Genomic DNA, 17821 nt, shown 5'->3' with positions numbered 1-17821 from the left:
CCAATAATCATGAATAGAATTAATCAACTTTTCAACAGCAATAAGAAAGATATACTTTCCATTTATTTCTGCGCAGGTGATCCGACATTGGACGGTACTGCCGATGTAATCCGTACACTCGAAAAGCACGGAGTCAGTATGATTGAAATCGGGATTCCCTTCAGTGATCCGATGGCGGATGGCATTGTTATTCAAAATGCCGCTACCCGGGCACTACGTAACGGCATGTCCCTGAAACTCCTTTTCGAACAATTGCGTGATATTCGCAAGGATGTGAAAATACCACTTGTATTTATGGGTTACCTGAATCCGATCATGCAGTTCGGATTTGAGAACTTCTGTCGCCAATGCATGGAATGTGGTATCGACGGAGTGATTATTCCCGACCTTCCCTTCCGAGATTATCAGGAACAATACCGCATCATCGCCGAACGTTATAACATCAGAGTTATCATGCTTATCACACCGGAAACCAGCGAAGAGCGTATACGTGAAATCGACGCACATACAGACGGCTTCATCTACATGGTTTCATCCGCAGCAACCACCGGAGCACAACAGGACTTCAACGATCAGAAGCGGTCTTACTTCAAAAAGATAGAAGATATGCATCTGAACAATCCATTGATGGTAGGATTCGGTATCTCGAACAAAGCGACTTTCAAGGCGGCCTGCGAACATGCTTCGGGAGCAATCATCGGTAGCAAATTTGTCACTCTGCTCGAAGAAGAAAAAGATCCGGAGAAAGCCATTCTCAAATTGAAAGAAGCACTGAAATAAATAAGGATAATCAACAGCAAGCAGTTAAAGTAACCGGAACGGATATGTTCGCACAGCCATCCGGTCTTTAACTACTTACTTTTAAAGACACAGGCGCTTTTTCTTTTAAATCATCGGATAAGTCCGTATAAATATTCAGGTTTAAAACATTTCAATCTAATCTACAAACAAATTCATCATTTACTATTCATAATATCCAATTAATCGGTATCTTTGTCAGCGTTTTAACAGAAATTCAACGGTTATGAAAGTAGATACTCCCTCTGTTTTGTTAATTTATACGGGTGGAACTATCGGAATGATAGAAAATCCTGAAACTGGTGCTTTAGAGAATTTCAATTTCGACCATCTGCTCAAGCATGTTCCCGAACTGAAAAGATTCAACTATCGTATCTCTTCCTATCAATTCGAACCACCTCTCGACTCTTCGGATATGGAGCCTGCTTATTGGGCAAAACTGGTGAAGATTATCAATTATAACTACGATTATTTTGATGGTTTTGTTATCCTTCATGGAACGGACACCATGGCTTACACTGCTTCTGCCTTAAGCTTTATGCTCGAGAACCTAAGCAAACCCGTTATTCTCACCGGCTCGCAACTTCCTATCGGAACTTTACGGACGGATGGAAAAGAAAATCTCATCACCGCTATTGAAATCGCCGCTGCCAGGAACCCGGACGGCACTGCCATCGTTCCCGAAGTATGCATATTCTTCGAGAATCACTTGATGCGTGGTAACCGTACTACCAAAATAAACGCGGAAAACTTTAATGCGTTCCGGTCTTTTAATTACCCGCCACTGGCACGGGTAGGTATTCATATTAAATATGAGCCTAACCTTATCCGTAAGCCCGACCTTACCAAGCCTTTAAAACCGCATTATCTATTTGACACAAATGTGGTTATACTGACACTTTTTCCCGGTATCCAAGAGAGTATCGTAACTTCTCTCCTACATGTTCCCGGATTGAAAGCGGTGGTAATGAAAACTTTCGGGTCAGGAAACGCGCCACAAAAAGAGTGGTTTATCCGCCAACTGAAGGAAGCTACCGAACGGGGGATTATTATCGTGAACATCACCCAATGTGCTTCAGGAGCGGTAGAGATGGGACGCTATGAGACAGGGATGCATCTGTTGGAAGCGGGTGTCATCAGTGGATACGATAGTACCCCTGAATGTGCCATAACCAAGCTCATGTTTTTATTGGGACACGGATTATCCAACCAAGACATCCGATACAAAATGAACTCCTGTCTAATAGGTGAAATCACCAAGCCCTAAGAAATAAACAGATTTAGTACAATCCTCTAACTTTCGTTTTACAGGTTCCTGTAAAAGAGAATGTTAGGGGATTTCTTTTGTATTCATACAGAGCCTTAAACAATCCTAATGTAGCCAAAGTGAAACCAAAACGGAAGTAGAGTTGTTTTCATTACATAAAATAGAGAAAAACACATCTTTAATATAAGATATGCGACTATTTTTGTATAAGATTTGGTTACAAACAATCAAGCAATATTACAGTATGATGAAAAAAACAATTCAATTTGTGCCAATCATTGCTATTGCAATGGCAGGCACTGTGTCCAGTTGTGTCGATTCAGGAAAGGATTTATATGATCCGTCTTATGAAACACCTAACCCAATGGGTGACGGTTTTGCCGCTCCCGACGGTTTCGATTGGAGCATGATGACAAGCAAAAATGTATCAGTCGAAGTGAAAGATGAAGAAGGTGGTCTTTATGCTTATTTAGTAGAAATATACGCAGATGATCCTCTTGCCAACGAAAGTGCTTCCGCACTTACTACAATGACGGCTGACAAAGGCAATAACTTCAAAGTTACAGCCGCCATCAGTCTACTATCAACTCAAAAGGGGATTTACATCAAACAAATCGACCCTAGAGGACGTAAACAGGTATATCAATTCGATGTACCGGAAAACAGTGATAATATGACTTGTAAACTCTATTATGTAGAATCTGCCGCACAAAATAGAGCGTTGATGAGCCGTGCTGTCGCAACAAGAGGTATTTCTTTTGAAAAACCGGATTATTCTACGATACCGGATGGCGCTAAAGAAATTACAGAAATGAGCGGGACTACTTTACTGCGCGATGCATCCTACAAAATCACTTCTGATTATATCGGCACATTCAAATTTGATGGATATAATGGTGAGATTGCAACGAAAGTTTATGTAGATGCAAAATGGACTATTCCATCAAATTTTGAATTCCAAAACGGTATCGAAATCATCGTTATGGACGATGCTAAAATCCAAGCATCAGGAACAATGACATTTATCAGAAATTCTATGTTGACCATTATGGATCAGGGTAGCGTTGCGACTGAAAATATATCATTCACGAATGGCGAACCTGCCGCATTAAGAAACTGGGGTACACTGGCAGTAACAAATAATGCTACACTACACTCTGGTGCAGCTCTCTATAATAAAGGAACAATAACAAGTAAAGACATCTCAATCAATTCTAACACGCAAATTGTTAATGATAATAAGATTGAGCTTGAAGGCGAACTGAATCTTCCTTCTAACTTCTCATTAGAGAATAACGGAGAGCTTTATGGTAAAAAAATAATCGCCAATTCAGATGCTGTTATTACGAATACTAATATAATGGTATTTGAGACGATGAGCTTCACTAATACTACCGTCAACAATTCTTGTAGTATGGAAGCTACTACTTCTTTCTATGAAAACGGAGCTACGTTCAACTTCAATCAGGGATACCTCAAAGCACCCAAGATGGAATTTATGAATGGAACAGTAAACTTGAATGACGGTTCAATGCTAGACGCAACTACAAGCATAGATTTAAAAACTGGTCATGTTATTTTTTATGGAAAAGGTGAAAATGCTTCTATGATAAAATCTCCGGTAATAACCGGACAAGGTTTCACATATGACGGTAATTTGGCCATTGAATCTGATAACCATGTAGAAAAGAACCCATGGTGGGATAATTTCTACATACAGAACGGTGCATATATCACTAAAACAGGAGAATCCAAAACCGTAATCGAAGTTTGTACAGGTACTAAGAATAACGGAAACGAAGGTGAAGAACCTAAAGACCCTGACTATCCGATCATAGTAGATGACACTCGTAACTATGCATATTTATTTGAAGACCAATGGCCGCTATACGGAGATTATGATATGAATGACGTGGTTCTGATTATCAAAGAAAGAAAGATTTCGATTAATAAAGATAATAAGGCGCAGGAGTTTAAACTAAGTATTGACTTATCGGCTGCCGGAGCAACCAAGAGTATCGGAGCTGCCATCATGCTGAACGGCGTTCCTGCCAGTGCCATCACACAACCGGTAGAGTTCAGCGACAATTCTCTTATCCAAAACTTCAATGTGAATAATAACCGGATTGAAAATGGGCAGGATTATGCGGTGATTCCGTTGTTTGACGATGCACATAAGACATTAGGGCTTAATCGCTACGAACAAATTAATACCATCAAAAACAGTTCAAACAATAAAAGTCCAAAGAATATTAGTTTCACGATTAAATTCAGTAATCCGATTTCTGTTGACGAGCTCAACATTAACAAGTTGAATGTTTTCATCTTTGTAGAAGGAAACAGAAACAACCGTAAAGAAATTCACGTTGCCGGTTATCAGCCAACCAAACTGGCGAATACTGATTTGTTCGGTGGAAACAACGATGACAGCTCTACTTCACGCAAGAGATATTACATCAGTAAAGAGAATCTGGCATGGGGAATTATGGTTCCGACCGAATTCCAATGGCCTTTGGAATATACGAACATCAAGAACGCCTACTCCCTGTTTGAAAGTTGGGTGACAAGTGGCGGTAGCAAGAATCAAGATTGGTGGAAAACTTTCGATTCCTCCAAAGTATACAAATAAAAACTAAACATGATTTGTTGACACGGATTTCATAAATAGTGGAGTCCGTGTCTTTCATTAAATTCCCGCCGATTTGCATTTTATAGAGAAAATTATACATATCATGAATTTTAGCTCCCTATATTGAGAGATTATTCTAAAATAATATCTATATTTGCACAGCGTCACAAATTTAATGTGACAGCAAACAAATCTATAAATCAATAACAAAGCAAGCGATAGAAAGGTCTATTCGTATGAAGAAAAAAATATTACTAGTCGACGATAAGGCGACAATTGGGAAAGTAGCAGGGGTTTATTTAGGAAAAGATTATGATTTTACCTATTTGGAAGATCCTATTAAAGCTATAGAATGGCTTAATGAGGGTAATATGCCCGATCTTATTATTTCGGACATTCGTATGCCCCTCATGATGGGAGATGAATTTTTAAAATACATGAAGAATAATGAGTTATTCAAGTCAATTCCTATCGTTATGCTGTCTAGCGAAGAAAGTACAACAGAAAGAATCAGATTACTGGAAGAGGGAGCTGAAGACTACATCCTGAAGCCATTCAATCCTTTGGAACTTAAAATCCGAATAAAAAAGATTATCGACTAATACCGGAGCTTCCACATGCAATATTTTGTTTACATAGGCAAAGATGGTAAAACAATCGAGCTGTTCTCTAAACTAAGTATAGGGGTATTCTATGCGGCATCGAATTGCAATAAAGCTATCAAAGTACTGGATAAGATACGGGAAAAATATGACGCTGCCCTATTTTTTGAGCAGGTAAACCTGTCTAAAGATATTGCTGATATACGCTATATGCGCAAAAAATATCCGGGGCTTTATATGGTACTCGTCATTGATTCTTTATCCAAAGAGGAAGCGTCAGAGTATCTCAAAGCCGGAATCAACAATACCATCAAATACGAAACCACACACGAAGCTCTGACTGACTTGTCAACCTTCCTCAAGCGCAGGAAAGAGCAAAAAATAAAAGCTCTTCAACTCAAAGCGCAAAATATAAACGCTTTCAAGCTGCCATTATGGAAAAGAGCTTTTGACATATTCTTTTCGGGAATGGCAATACTGTGTCTTTCTCCCCTTTTGATATTTACGGCATTAGCCATCCGGATAGAGAGTAAAGGCCCGATTATCTACAAATCCAAACGTGTAGGAAGTAATTATCAGATATTCGACTTCCTCAAGTTCCGCTCGATGTACACCGATGCCGACAAGCATCTGAAAGACTTCAACGCTCTCAACCAATATCAGGAAGAAGAGCAGGACATTTGGGGAGAGGAAGAAGAACCGGAAGCAGAACTTAATGAAAATGCCGACGAAGAAGAAATCCTCCTGATATCTGACGACTTCGTTATCACCGAAGAAGATTATATTCACAAGAAATCCAAAGAAAAGAGTAATGCGTTCGTGAAACTGGAGAATGACCCCAGAATCACGAAAATCGGACGGTTCATTCGTAAATATAGCATTGACGAGTTGCCACAGCTCATTAATATATTAAAGGGGGATATGTCGATAGTAGGCAACCGCCCTCTCCCACTCTACGAAGCTGAATTGCTGACCAGCGATGAGCATATCGACCGTTTTATGGGACCGGCAGGGCTAACCGGACTCTGGCAGGTGGAGAAAAGAGGGGAAGCCGGAAAGCTTTCCGCCGAAGAGCGCAAGCAACTGGACATCACCTACGCAAAAACATTCTCTTTTTGGCTGGACATAAAAATCATCCTGAAGACAGTCACTGCATTTGTTCAAAAAGAGAACGTATAATTCCCCTTTCGGACAATGGACTCTTATATCTACATACTAGATGATTTGGTATTCTTCTTCACAGGAGTTTTATTTCTATATCTTTTTATATTGGCAGTGGCGTCGCATTTCAAGCATATCATCTATTCAAAAACCAAGAAGAAGTACCATTGTGCGATTCTTATCCCGGAAGGTAGTCCACTTATAACCATCTATAAAGAAGAGCCTTACGAGTTTATCACCTATAATGACTTGTACCAACGTATCAACAGTTTGGACAAAGAACAGTATGACCTGGTACTTATTCTGTCTGATACAGCCTGTGCCTTGTCACCACGATTGATGGACAAGATATACGATGCCTACGATTCAGGCATACAGGCAATCCAATTACATTCAATTACCGAAAACCGCCAAGGCTTTCGAAACCGTTTTCGCATCCTGTGTGATGAAATAAAAAACAGTATTTGCAGGGCAGGAAACACTCAGTTTGGATTGTCATCCAATTTACTCGGAACCAATATGGCTATTGATTTGGAATGGCTGCAAAAGAATTTGAAAAGTTCCAAAACCAACATTGAGCGGAAGTTACTCCGACAGAATATTTATATAGATTACCTACCGGACGCAATCGTTTACTGCCAGTCCTCCCCTGTCTGCCCTTATCGGAAACGTATCCGGAAGATGGCTTCCTATCTGCTTCCTTCTTTATTAGAAGGAAACTGGAGTTTCTTTAACCGGATTATACAGCAATTGATACCTTCTCCACTAAAATTGTGTATCTTCGTAGGCATTTGGGCTTTATTGATTACAGGATACGACTGGACTTCATCATTTAGTTGGTGGATTCTGCTTTTCGGTTTACTAATCACATACAGTTTGGCAATTCCTGATTATTTGGTAGAAGATAAGAAGAAGAAAAAACATTCAATATGGAGAAAAAGACACTTAAACAGCGAATTAAAGGAAATCCCGGCTTAAAGCAAGCTATTCATCGTTTCATCATGCATCCCGTCAAGACACGCCCTAACTGGTGGATACGTCTTTTCGATTTCATCTATCTGAAACGCGGAAAAGGTTCTGTTATCTACCGAAGTGTACGCAAAGACCTTCCTCCTTTCAATCGATTCTCTTTAGGAAGATATTCGGTGGTGGAAGACTTCTCCTGTCTTAACAATGCTGTCGGAGATTTGGCAATCGGGGATTATACCCGTATCGGACTAAGAAATACAATCATAGGTCCCGTTACTATTGGTAATCATGTCAACCTGGCTCAAAATGTAACTGTCACCGGACTCAACCACAATTATCAGGATGCGGAAAAGATGATTGACGAACAGGGGGTGAGTACACAACCCGTTGTTATCGAGGATGATGTATGGGTAGGCGCCAATTCGGTGATTCTTCCGGGCGTCACTTTAGGTAAACATTGCGTAGTGGCTGCCGGAAGTGTAGTCAGTCATTCCGTTCCTCCCTATTCCATATGTGCGGGATGCCCTGCTAGAATCATCAAAGCGTACAATTTTGAAACAAAAGAATGGGAGAAAGTAGAGAAAACACCTACTAGTAACCATAAATAATGAGAATAGCTGCGTAATATACCTTATATAGGTGATTGTGACACATGCTGAAACGCACTATCTTTGCAGTATCAGAATTGAATTAATTAGTCATAATTTTATTACGTAGCCACATTTAAGTAAAAATGAAATAGAATCCCGCCGAAGCGATTTCGTCGGGATTTTGTTTTTAAATGATATTTTATAATCCCAACAAGACCAAGATATGTATACGCAGGTTTATTTCAAAATAAAAAAACGAGTTAATTCCTCTATGGAACCACCCGCCTCACATCAGAAAAGCCTTAAAGGCTTTTCTTTTCCTTACCTCTTTTTTCCTGAAAACTAATCTTCTTTTTACCCTAAAACTTCTTACCTATTGTTATCCTTTTACCTTCTATTAAAAACTTTCCTACTGAACTAAAAACTTTAATACCTTAAATTTATTGTCTAATCTAATACCTTCATATTTTCTTTTACCTTATAAACTAATAGCAATTTCCCAACTGCACTGCAAAGGTACGAATAATTTCCGTGTGCGCAAACGGTTTTATATTTAATAACATTTCATTAGACTATAAATCTTTCACATCACTCAGCGCAACCAGCTTATTTACAATAGCATAGATAGTCAGACCGGCAGCACTGTGTATTTGCAATTTTTTGCTAATATTTCTCCTGTGAGTGATGACTGTGTGAATGGACAAAAACAGTTTTTCCGCAATTTCCTTATTCGTCATTCCTTTCACCACACAGATTACAATTTCTCTCTCCCGTTGGCTGAGTGCATCCTGACTATCAGTTTCTTCTTCCTCAGAAGCCATATTCAGCAAACCTGCAATCTTCTTGGAAAGAATTTCCAAGTCATCAAAGATAGAAATAGACTCATCGTACTTGCTCAACAAAGAAGCGTCTACAAAGGAAGTAACCAAAGCTATCACACGTATTCTTTTGCCGGATGTTTCTTCCCGGAACTTACCCACATCAAAATAATCACCAAAAGCCGGATTGACAATCAGCATATCAGGATACTGCGTCCGGACACAATCATTTAATGCCTCAACAGAAAGCAATTCAATGGGCTGTACTTTTACATTAGAAAGACGTTTCAAAGCGGCAGTCAATCCGCCACGAATAATCACAGATGTTTCGGCAATCGCAATTCGGATAACTTCATTATTTTTCATTTTCTCTAATCCTCCTTTCCAAGTTCAGAATAGCAGGAACAAAAATATAATCTTCTACCTTACAATGAGATTCCAAACCGGCCTCGCAAGCATAAATATCGAAAAGAGCGGCATTTAAAAGATTCTCATTGGCCTTGGCAGGACAATATTTAATAATAATATTCTTCAGTTCCGTCAACTTCTCTCCTACCTGGTCATGATGCTTGGAGAATGTACTGATTTGATAATTCTTCGGAGCATTCCCCGCAATCAACGCATCGACATACTTGAATACGGTTTTCTCTTCATAATCCATGTGCTTACGTACTTCACGTGTATATTCATCGAAAAACCTCAGAATAAGAAAAGCGACGTCATCCTGTGAGCAGTCGATAGCCTCAATCAGCTTACGCCGTATGGCAGGAAGAGAAAAATCAAGGAAGTAACTATGCGCTTGTCGCAGGTAGTCTATCAATCCCGGTATGGAAATATTATCCTTATCACCATTCAGCCGTGAAAAGCCTTCAGCTATGAAATTGACCACAATTAAAAAAGTCTGGCAGTCTACTCCGTTCTGTTCACAGACCTCTTTTACTGTTTTATCTCCGAAACCTAATGACAGCCCGAAGCGGCTCATCACTTGCAATAAAGAATAGTCGTCACTGATAAGATCAATCATCTTGTCAGTTGATTTATATTTTTGTAAATTATCCATCGATACCTACTTTATATTAGAGACTGCAAAGAAACGGAATATTTCACGGATATACAATCATCATTTATAGGTATTTTGATTCTTTACAAATTGCTAAATACCAATTATATGCTACTATTTTGTGTCCCAAGTATAGGCGAGCATCTCTTTTTTTAGTAATTTTGTCGCTATCAATTTGTAATTAATAACTCGTAATAATTAATAAAATGGCAAACGAACTCGAATTGAAATACGGCTGCAACCCTAACCAAAAGCCTGCCCGTATCTTCATGAAAGAAGGCGAACTCCCTATCGAAGTACTGAACGGACGTCCCGGTTACATCAATCTGCTGGATGCATTCAACAGTTGGCAGTTAGTAAAAGAACTGAAAGAAGCTACCGGACTACCGGCTGCCGCTTCCTTCAAGCATGTCAGTCCGGCCGGCGCTGCCGTTGCAGTGGAAATGAGCGATACACTGAAAAAGATTTATTTCGTGGATGACGTGAAACTGTCGCCATTGGCAACAGCATACGCACGTGCACGTGGCGCAGACCGAATGTCGTCTTACGGGGATTTTATCGCATTGTCCGATACTTGTGATGAAGAAACAGCACGTATCATCAACCGTGAAGTGTCTGACGGTGTTATTGCACCGGATTATACTCCCGAAGCCTTGGAAATTCTGAAGAATAAAAGAAAAGGCACCTATAATGTTATCAAGATGAATCCTGCTTATTGTCCTGCTCCTATCGAACACAAAGATGTTTTCGGCGTGACTTTCGAACAGGGAAGAAACGAACTGAAAATTGATGAAAGTCTTCTGAAAGAGATGCCCACAGCCAACAAAGAAATTCCGGCTGATGCCAAACGTGATTTGATTATTGCCTTAATCACTTTGAAATATACGCAGTCCAACTCCGTTTGCTATGCAAAAGACGGACAGGCAATCGGTATCGGCGCAGGTCAGCAATCCCGTATTCATTGCACGCGTCTGGCGGGCAACAAAGCTGATATCTGGTATTTACGCCAACACCCGAAAGTGATGAACCTGCCATGGATTGACAAAATCCGTCGTGCCGACCGTGACAATACCATCGACGTATATATTTCAGAAGACCATGAAGACGTATTGGCAGACGGTATTTGGCAACAGTTCTTTACTGAAAAGCCGGAAGTCCTGACTCACGAAGAAAAACGCGCCTGGTTGGATACCATGACTGGGGTAGCTTTAGGCTCGGATGCTTTCTTCCCGTTTGGAGATAATATAGAGAGAGCACACAAAAGCGGTGTCAGTTACATTGCGCAACCGGGCGGTTCTGTTCGTGACGACCATGTTATCAGCACTTGCGACAAGTATAATATGGCAATGGCATTTACGGGTATCCGCTTGTTCCACCATTAAAAAAGCATCCCCTATAAAAGTGAAGATTTACAGTTGTTAATCCCAACTTTTACCAATGTTAAAGTTAACTTCTTATTTTACATATCCCCATTTATAATGAGTATGAGACTGTTATTCCATTATAAATGGGGATTTCCTATTTCTAAAGGACACCCTATCTTTGCGGCATTACATTTAAAACAAAATCAAGATGAATAAAATTGGAGTATTTTACGGTTCCACTACCGGAACAACAGAAGACCTTGCCCGTCGAATTGCAGAGAAATTGGATGTTTCTTCGGAACATGTATTTGATGTATCCAAACTTACAGAAGCATTAGTAAATGAATATGATGTGTTAGTACTTGGTTCTTCCACATGGGGAGCAGGCGAACTTCAGGACGACTGGTATGACGGTGTGAAAGTTTTAAAGAAATGTGATTTGTCTCACAAATATGTAGCCTTGTTCGGTTGCGGTGATTCGGATTCTTATGCAGATACATTCTGTGACGCAATAGGAATTCTTTATGAAGATTTGAAAGATACCCGTTGCAAGTTCTGCGGTTCGGTAGATACGGCAGGATATACGTTCGACGCTTCCATCGCTGTTGTGGACGGTAAGTTCGCAGGGCTTCCGCTTGATGAAGTTAACGAAGACAACCTGACAGACGAGCGTATCAGTGCATGGGCAGAACAAGTGAAACAAGAAATCAGTTAACTTTACCTTTATATATTAAAGAATACTTTGCATCATGGCTACTGAAAGAATCATTCCCGGTGAAATCAGGATTTTCCTTAATCACATTTATGAGTTTAAGAAAGGCGTACGCAATATGGTACTTTATACAATGAGCAGAGAGCACGAAGAGTTTGCCATCCGCCGGTTGAAAAATCAAAAAATCAGTTATATGATACAAGAAGTAGGTACCAATAAAATCAACCTATTTTTTGGAAAGCCCGAATGTATGGAAGCTATGCGGCATATCATCATTCGCCCTTTGAATCAGCTGACCGCCGAAGAAGATTTTATTTTGGGAGCCATGCTGGGATATGACCTTTGCCAGCAATGCAAACGGTATTGCAGTAAAAAAGAAGGTATAAAGATTGCAGTGTAAGCGATAACCTTAACATAAGTTTAGCTTTGTTTGTATGTGGTTTGTCTTGAGTGGAATCGTTTCTTTAAAAAAACAGGTATCCATCAGAACATTTTCCAATGGAAACTTGTTATACAAGAAACGATTCCCTCAATTACAACCAAATCAAACATTGCAATGAAGCAACAACAAGAACAACTCACCGCCTACACACTGGCCGGTATTTTCACCCTTTCGTTACGACTTATTGTCGGCTGGACTTATTTTTCAGCCTTTTGGCGAAGACTTGTCCTCGAAAACAAACTCATCCCGGATTCTGCCGGATACATCGGAGAAAAGTTTAATCACTTCCTTTCTAACTCACTAGGAATCAAACCTATCATTGAATATCTTGTCAGCACTCCCGATTTACTTTGGTGGGCAATGATCATCTTCACCATCGTCGAAGGTATAGTCGGATTATTGTATATGTTCGGCTTCTTTACAAGATTGATGAGCATTGGTGTATTCAGCCTTGCATTCGGCATCCTGTTAGGCTCCGGCTGGTTGGGAACTACCTGTCTCGATGAATGGCAAATAGGTATTTTAGGCGTATCGGCGGGATTTACTATCTTCCTTTCCGGTGGCAGCAAATATTCTTTGGATTATCTGTTACAATCCAAGTTGCCCAAAAACAAATGGTTGGTATGGATCACTTCCGGTGAACTTCCGTTGTCTATCAAACGATTTAGTAAAGTGGCAATCAGCGGTGCAGTCGTATTGTTCATACTTGCGCTATACACCAATCAGGCTTTTCATAATGGTGTATGGGGGCCGTTACATAACAAATCCGTAAAACCCAAAATCGAACTCTCGGATGCAAAGATTGATAATGGGACTCTCTCCTTTAAAGTATATCGTGTAGAAGGTGCCGACGTATACGGTTCTTTCCTTATAGGTATTACGCTAAAAGATGCCAATGCCAAAGTCGTGATTCAAAAGAATGGAGAAGAACTGTCACAATTCCCGCTTACCGATATAAAGAATGATTATGTAGCCAAAGTGGCTCCGGGCAAGCACAGTCTTATTATTCCACTAGGCAGCAAAGCAACTCTAAACATCACAGACAATATGCTGAAGAACTTGCCTGAAGGTCAGTATGAACTAATTTTGACTGACATCAGTGGAACTGTATGGAAGCAAGATATGATTGTCAACTAAATCAAAACAAACGATTTTAATAATAGAACGGCGCATATTAGATGAAAATAGCAGACTAATATGTGCCGTTATTCATTGTATGAACTTCCTTTTATATTCAATTCAACAGCTTTCCTCATAGTTCTGAAGGCTATCTTTTTGATTTAGAATGAATTTATATATTCTTTGCAACTCTAAATATCGTCTTATACCCTTCAGACCATTTTTTATCGGACAACCAATCCAAAAAGTTCAAGTCATGATTGTGTTTCTCAAAAACATATACAGTCAAGTTTGTTTTATTACATACATCGAACCGTGCTTACAAATCCAACACACTTTCTACAGGAACATTAGCATCATCTTTCCCATGAAACACATATATAGGAATATTTATTCTTAAAAGTCTAGTCTTGTTAGGTTCCAGACAGAAATGCTCCTTAAACCATTGAGACATAACATTAAAGTAGTTACTTTTTATCCATGCCCAATTATTTTCTGTTACACATTTCATTAAATAATCATGAAAAGGAGCTCGCATTCTCCTAATGTCACGAATATCAATAAGACTATCTTTTACAACATCCAACGATTCGAACGGTGCATTCTGAAATAGCTGTGATTTACAGGCAAGCACTTGTTTATCCGTATTCTCATATTCTTCGAAACTAATTGCCTTATCCCCATTCCGGTCAAAAACAGCATTAACCATGTTCATTACTCCATATCCTTCATTCTGCCATTTTATAATATCAAACATATTGTCATGTGCATAACCATGCAATAGCAAGGCATCAATTTTGACATTTCCTCTTTCAACCACGATTGGAGCAATTATAGTCCCTTCACTTATTCCATATAGTATTATCTTACATTTCTTAAATCTCCGGTCTTTAAAAAGTGACAAAATCATCACTTCTATATCTTCTGCTTCCTACAACGGTCCATATTTAGCATATTTCACCGAATCCACTTCTACAAAGAACGGCGGCTTCTCTCCGGTTTTACACCCGCGTCTGTCATAAGTAAAAAAAGCAAGTCCCTGTTCACAAAAGCCCTTAGCCAATTCGTCATTATAATTAAACGTCGGACGTTTTGTCAAATAGGTACTCGGCCCTGTCCCCGAAATACAAAAAACAATAGTTGCGACGTCGTTGTCTGGCAAACAGATACGGGTATTGATTACTTCACCGTCTTCAAGTTTGACAGTTTTCACTTCAGATGTAAATGCCATAAGATTGAAACTCATCAAACTTATCAACATCAGGAATAATATTCGTTTCATAACATATTGTATTAAATTAGTTTATAGATATTAATGTCGACAGAACAAACAGAAAATTCAGCTACGCACTCTCCATTTTCTATATATGTCGACATTTAAACTTATTTATTACAAACAAGACGAAAAAATTTACGATTGATCATATACCTACAAATTACAATATTTACTGATTTTACTTTATGCAGTAAACATCCTTAATAAGAGTCTCAAAAAATGTATAAATACCAAAGGCTAACCTGCATACCTCAAATATATGCTTACTGATATGCACCTTTGTTAATTTTCTTTCCCATTCATTCCCTAAATCCACCCGTTTTAGCTTAAAATTACCTACATATATTGAATTTAAGAAACAACTATGCCTACTAATAGGTATTGCCACATTTTTTAACACCACCTAACTTTGCAGTCGATAAAATTATTAAAAAGATGAGAAAAATAACTGCAATCGTTATTCTTTGTTTCCTCTCTTCTCTCACACTTTCAGCGCAGGAAACAACAGATAATTCTAAAGACAGTAAATCTTCTTCTACGGAAGAATATACTAAATTCCGCTTTGGGGGATATGGTGAAATGGTCGCAAACTTCAAAGACTACGGTATCAACCGCTTTTATGGCGGCAACGACGGTAATCCTAAGAAAAACAGGAACACAATCTCCATTCCCCGTTTTGTTGTAGCCTTTGATTACAAATTCAATTCCAAATGGATACTCGGTGCTGAGATTGAGTTTGAATCCGGTGGAACAGGTACTGCTTTCGAATTGGAAAATACAGAAAATGGTGAATACGAAACCGAAGTAGAAAAAGGTGGTGAAGTGGCTATTGAACAATTTCACATCACACGCCTGATTCATCGGTCTATCAATGTACGTGCCGGACATATCATCGTCCCGGTGGGCTTGACCAATGCCCACCATGAGCCGGTTAATTTCTTCGGAACTTCGCGCCCGGAAGGTGAAACCACCCTCCTGCCCTCTACCTGGCATGAGAACGGACTTGAAATCTTCGGTTCCTTCGGAAAAGGTTATGCAAGTTTCGATTATCAGGCTATGGTCGTAGCGGGTCTGAATCCCAACGGCTTCGACCGTAACACATGGGTAGGCAGTGGTAAACAGGGAATCTTTGAAGAAGACAACTTTACTTCTCCCGCCTATGTATTCCGTTTGGATTATAAAGGAGTTCCGGGATTGCGTGTAGGCGCATCCTTCTATTATTGCGCAGATGCAGGTTCCAATTCAGACAAGGAACAGACTTATTCAAGCTACGGAAAGATTCCGGTGCGTATCTATACGGCAGACGCACAGTATCGCAATAAATACGTAATAGCACGCGGTAACGTTGTGTATGGGAATTTAGGAAACTCTTCAGGAGTAAGCCAGGCAAATGTCAAGTTATCGAATAAATCGCCTTACAGCCGTTTGGCTCCGGTAGCTAAGAATGCGATAAGTTATGCAGCTGAAGCCGGTATCAATATCCGTTCAGTATTCGGTGGCAGCAAGAAAATTCCGGTAATCTATCCATTTGCCCGTTACGAATACTATAATCCACAAGAAAAGGGAGAAAAAGGTCAGACAATGGAAAAACGCTGTCAGGTAAGTATGTGGACAGCAGGTTTGAACTGGTATGCTTTGCCCAATCTGGTAGTAAAGGCGGACTATGCGACACGTCAAATCGGAACAAACAAGATTTTCGGCGTATCCAAAGCCTACAACAGTGAAAACGAATTTTCTATCGGAATAGCCTATATAGGATGGTTTATCAAGAAATAACAAATAATTAATTATTTAATTTAGATAAGATGAAAACAAAATTCTTTTATGTTGCAGCCCTGATAGCGGGACTGGCATTTACAGCAACTTCTTGTAGTAGTGATGATGACAATCCGATAGTGGATCCTGCAAATATCGACTACACCTCTGAAAATGCTTCAAGCTGGCATAATTACATGAGAAACGTTGCAGCTCTCCTGAAAACAGATGCAACCAATCTTTATGATGCATGGAATTCAAGTTATAAAGGCGGAACAAGCTATGCCGATCTTTTCAAAGCACATAATAGTTCAGCTTATGCAAGCGCTCTGAGTTGCGTAGAAGAAATCGTAGACAAATGCGCGGAAATTGCCAACGAGGTAGGTACTGCCAAGATCGGTGATCCATACAACTTGTACAAAGCCGGAAACACAGAAGAAGCATTATATGCTGTAGAGTCCTGGTATAGCTGGCACTCTCGTGATGACTATACCAATAACATCTATTCGATCCGAAATGCTTATTATGGTTCTTTGGACGGTAGTATCAATACCAACTCTCTGGCAACAGTGATTGCTGGTGTTAACCCGACACTAGACACCAAAATAAAAAATGCTATAAAAGCAGCCGCAGAAGCCATTCAAGATATTCCGCAGCCTTTCCGTAATCACATTGCCAGTGATGAAACAGTAGTGGCAATGAATGCTTGCGCAGATTTGGAAAGCGTATTGAAAAATGACTTGAAGTCCTATATTTCGAATAATAATAACGGTATCAACAGCGATGCAGTACTTAATCCTGTAGTAACACGCTATGTCGATGCAGTAGTAGTACCGACTTACAAAAATCTGAAAGAAAAAAATGATGCATTATACAATGCAGTGATAGCACTTGCAGACAATCCATCGAACAAAGCATTTGAAACTGCTTGTGCTGCCTGGATCACCGCACGTGAACCTTGGGAAAAAAGCGAAGCATTCCTGTTCGGTCCGGTAGACGAAATGGGACTTGACCCCAACATGGATAGCTGGCCTTTGGACCAAAATGCAATCGTACAGATTCTGAACTCTCAAAGTTGGAGCGATCTGGAATGGAGCGATGATGATGACGATGCTGCCGTTGAATCAGCTCAGAACGTACGTGGTTTCCATACACTGGAGTTCTTACTCTACAAAAACGGTGTACCTCGTAAAGTACAGTAAAGATTTATCTTACTAAGATAGTATTGAGAAGTAAAGGCGGGATACCGAAATCTCCCT

Annotated in this window: 17 protein-coding genes; 13 read left to right on the top strand and 4 right to left on the bottom strand. The window is 39.7% G+C overall.

The features are described 5' to 3' along the window. The first annotated feature begins 9 nt into the window (after positions 1-9). The 7 genes from trpA to AB5443_RS07535 all read left to right on the top strand — a co-directional run bounded on the left by trpA (position 10) and on the right by AB5443_RS07535 (position 8034). Positions 10-780 (top strand): tryptophan synthase subunit alpha, encoded by a 771-nt coding sequence (trpA, locus tag AB5443_RS07565; protein ID WP_277131475.1) that lies wholly within the window; start codon positions 10-12, stop codon positions 778-780. A gap of 244 nt (positions 781-1024) precedes the next feature. After that, positions 1025-2065, top strand: a complete 1041-nt coding sequence (locus tag AB5443_RS07560; RefSeq protein ID WP_022137885.1) for an asparaginase — start codon at positions 1025-1027, stop codon at positions 2063-2065. Positions 2066-2309: 244 nt separating this feature from the next. Further along, positions 2310-4694, top strand: coding sequence for an LruC domain-containing protein (locus AB5443_RS07555; RefSeq protein ID WP_283139997.1), 2385 nt, complete (start codon positions 2310-2312; stop codon positions 4692-4694). 236 nt (positions 4695-4930) lie between these two features. Then, entirely contained in the window at positions 4931-5296 is a 366-nt protein-coding gene (locus AB5443_RS07550) for a PleD family two-component system response regulator (protein ID WP_022137887.1), read from the top strand. A 15-nt stretch (positions 5297-5311) separates the two neighbouring features. After that, entirely contained in the window at positions 5312-6475 is a 1164-nt protein-coding gene (locus AB5443_RS07545) for a sugar transferase (RefSeq protein ID WP_195407529.1), read from the top strand. A 15-nt stretch (positions 6476-6490) separates the two neighbouring features. Continuing rightward, positions 6491-7435, top strand: coding sequence for a glycosyltransferase family 2 protein (locus tag AB5443_RS07540; RefSeq protein WP_073346246.1), 945 nt, complete (start codon positions 6491-6493; stop codon positions 7433-7435). After that, positions 7387-8034 carry a DapH/DapD/GlmU-related protein gene (locus AB5443_RS07535; RefSeq protein ID WP_073346249.1) on the top strand — a complete coding sequence of 216 codons (648 nt, stop codon included), beginning with the start codon at positions 7387-7389 and terminating at the stop codon, positions 8032-8034. The genes AB5443_RS07540 and AB5443_RS07535 overlap by 49 nt, the downstream gene beginning before the upstream one ends. A gap of 554 nt (positions 8035-8588) precedes the next feature. Here the strand turns inward: AB5443_RS07535 and AB5443_RS07530 are convergent. Both AB5443_RS07530 and AB5443_RS07525 read right to left on the bottom strand, forming a co-directional pair. Continuing rightward, positions 8589-9200 carry a LuxR C-terminal-related transcriptional regulator gene (locus AB5443_RS07530; protein WP_277131479.1) on the bottom strand — a complete coding sequence of 204 codons (612 nt, stop codon included), beginning with the start codon at positions 9198-9200 and terminating at the stop codon, positions 8589-8591. Next, positions 9190-9894 (bottom strand): hemerythrin domain-containing protein, encoded by a 705-nt coding sequence (locus AB5443_RS07525; protein ID WP_073346251.1) that lies wholly within the window; start codon positions 9892-9894, stop codon positions 9190-9192. Before AB5443_RS07525 ends, AB5443_RS07530 begins: the two co-directional genes overlap by 11 nt. A 206-nt stretch (positions 9895-10100) precedes the next feature. On the opposite strand from AB5443_RS07525, the gene AB5443_RS07520 reads away from it, so the two are divergent. The 4 genes from AB5443_RS07520 to AB5443_RS07505 all read left to right on the top strand — a co-directional run bounded on the left by AB5443_RS07520 (position 10101) and on the right by AB5443_RS07505 (position 13549). Beyond that, positions 10101-11276 (top strand): phosphoribosylaminoimidazolecarboxamide formyltransferase, encoded by a 1176-nt coding sequence (locus AB5443_RS07520; protein WP_277131482.1) that lies wholly within the window; start codon positions 10101-10103, stop codon positions 11274-11276. Between the two features lie 190 nt (positions 11277-11466). Beyond that, on the top strand, positions 11467-11973 hold the full coding sequence (gene fldA / locus AB5443_RS07515) for a flavodoxin FldA (protein ID WP_022137894.1): 507 nt from the start codon (positions 11467-11469) through the stop codon (positions 11971-11973). A 34-nt stretch (positions 11974-12007) separates the two neighbouring features. Next, positions 12008-12370, top strand: a complete 363-nt coding sequence (locus tag AB5443_RS07510; RefSeq protein WP_044655700.1) for a DUF2023 family protein — start codon at positions 12008-12010, stop codon at positions 12368-12370. Between the two features lie 156 nt (positions 12371-12526). Then, positions 12527-13549: a TQO small subunit DoxD gene (locus tag AB5443_RS07505; protein ID WP_277131486.1), complete on the top strand. Its 1023-nt coding sequence runs from the start codon at positions 12527-12529 to the stop codon at positions 13547-13549. A gap of 301 nt (positions 13550-13850) precedes the next feature. Here the strand turns inward: AB5443_RS07505 and AB5443_RS07500 are convergent, their stop codons facing one another. Further along, a complete protein-coding gene (locus tag AB5443_RS07500; protein WP_277131487.1) occupies positions 13851-14351 on the bottom strand; it encodes a hypothetical protein in 501 nt (166 codons plus the stop codon). A 111-nt stretch (positions 14352-14462) separates the two neighbouring features. Then, a complete protein-coding gene (locus AB5443_RS07495; RefSeq protein WP_277131489.1) occupies positions 14463-14813 on the bottom strand; it encodes a hypothetical protein in 351 nt (116 codons plus the stop codon). Between the two features lie 429 nt (positions 14814-15242). Here AB5443_RS07495 and AB5443_RS07490 point away from each other — a divergent pair, with 429 nt between their 5' ends. After that, the gene (locus AB5443_RS07490; protein WP_277131492.1) at positions 15243-16583 is read left to right on the top strand and encodes a hypothetical protein; all 1341 of its coding nucleotides are present in this window, start codon (positions 15243-15245) and stop codon (positions 16581-16583) included. A 29-nt stretch (positions 16584-16612) separates the two neighbouring features. After that, the gene (locus tag AB5443_RS07485; RefSeq protein WP_277131494.1) at positions 16613-17764 is read left to right on the top strand and encodes an imelysin family protein; all 1152 of its coding nucleotides are present in this window, start codon (positions 16613-16615) and stop codon (positions 17762-17764) included. The last annotated feature ends 57 nt before the right edge of the window (positions 17765-17821 follow it).

It is taken from the genome of Bacteroides sp. RTP21281st1_H5_RTP21281_210402 (genome assembly GCF_040918965.1).
In the GTDB taxonomy this organism is placed as follows: Bacteria; Bacteroidota; Bacteroidia; order Bacteroidales; family Bacteroidaceae; genus Bacteroides; species Bacteroides congonensis.
Note: the sequence above shows the minus strand (reverse complement) of the source record. Positions and strands in the feature narration are given on the sequence as shown.

Excerpts from the sequence above, each read along its gene's own strand:
- trpA (WP_277131475.1), top strand. The coding sequence starts at position 10 with ATGAATAGAATTAATCAACTTTTCAACAGCAATAAGAAAGATATACTT.
- AB5443_RS07560 (WP_022137885.1), top strand. The coding sequence starts at position 1,025 with ATGAAAGTAGATACTCCCTCTGTTTTGTTAATTTATACGGGTGGAACT.
- AB5443_RS07555 (WP_283139997.1), top strand. The coding sequence starts at position 2,310 with ATGATGAAAAAAACAATTCAATTTGTGCCAATCATTGCTATTGCAATG.
- AB5443_RS07550 (WP_022137887.1), top strand. The coding sequence starts at position 4,931 with ATGAAGAAAAAAATATTACTAGTCGACGATAAGGCGACAATTGGGAAA.
- AB5443_RS07545 (WP_195407529.1), top strand. The coding sequence starts at position 5,312 with ATGCAATATTTTGTTTACATAGGCAAAGATGGTAAAACAATCGAGCTG.
- AB5443_RS07540 (WP_073346246.1), top strand. The coding sequence starts at position 6,491 with ATGGACTCTTATATCTACATACTAGATGATTTGGTATTCTTCTTCACA.
- AB5443_RS07535 (WP_073346249.1), top strand. The coding sequence starts at position 7,387 with ATGGAGAAAAAGACACTTAAACAGCGAATTAAAGGAAATCCCGGCTTA.
- AB5443_RS07530 (WP_277131479.1), bottom strand. The coding sequence starts at position 9,200 with ATGAAAAATAATGAAGTTATCCGAATTGCGATTGCCGAAACATCTGTG.
- AB5443_RS07525 (WP_073346251.1), bottom strand. The coding sequence starts at position 9,894 with ATGGATAATTTACAAAAATATAAATCAACTGACAAGATGATTGATCTT.
- AB5443_RS07520 (WP_277131482.1), top strand. The coding sequence starts at position 10,101 with ATGGCAAACGAACTCGAATTGAAATACGGCTGCAACCCTAACCAAAAG.
- fldA (WP_022137894.1), top strand. The coding sequence starts at position 11,467 with ATGAATAAAATTGGAGTATTTTACGGTTCCACTACCGGAACAACAGAA.
- AB5443_RS07510 (WP_044655700.1), top strand. The coding sequence starts at position 12,008 with ATGGCTACTGAAAGAATCATTCCCGGTGAAATCAGGATTTTCCTTAAT.
- AB5443_RS07505 (WP_277131486.1), top strand. The coding sequence starts at position 12,527 with ATGAAGCAACAACAAGAACAACTCACCGCCTACACACTGGCCGGTATT.
- AB5443_RS07495 (WP_277131489.1), bottom strand. The coding sequence starts at position 14,813 with ATGAAACGAATATTATTCCTGATGTTGATAAGTTTGATGAGTTTCAAT.
- AB5443_RS07490 (WP_277131492.1), top strand. The coding sequence starts at position 15,243 with ATGAGAAAAATAACTGCAATCGTTATTCTTTGTTTCCTCTCTTCTCTC.
- AB5443_RS07485 (WP_277131494.1), top strand. The coding sequence starts at position 16,613 with ATGAAAACAAAATTCTTTTATGTTGCAGCCCTGATAGCGGGACTGGCA.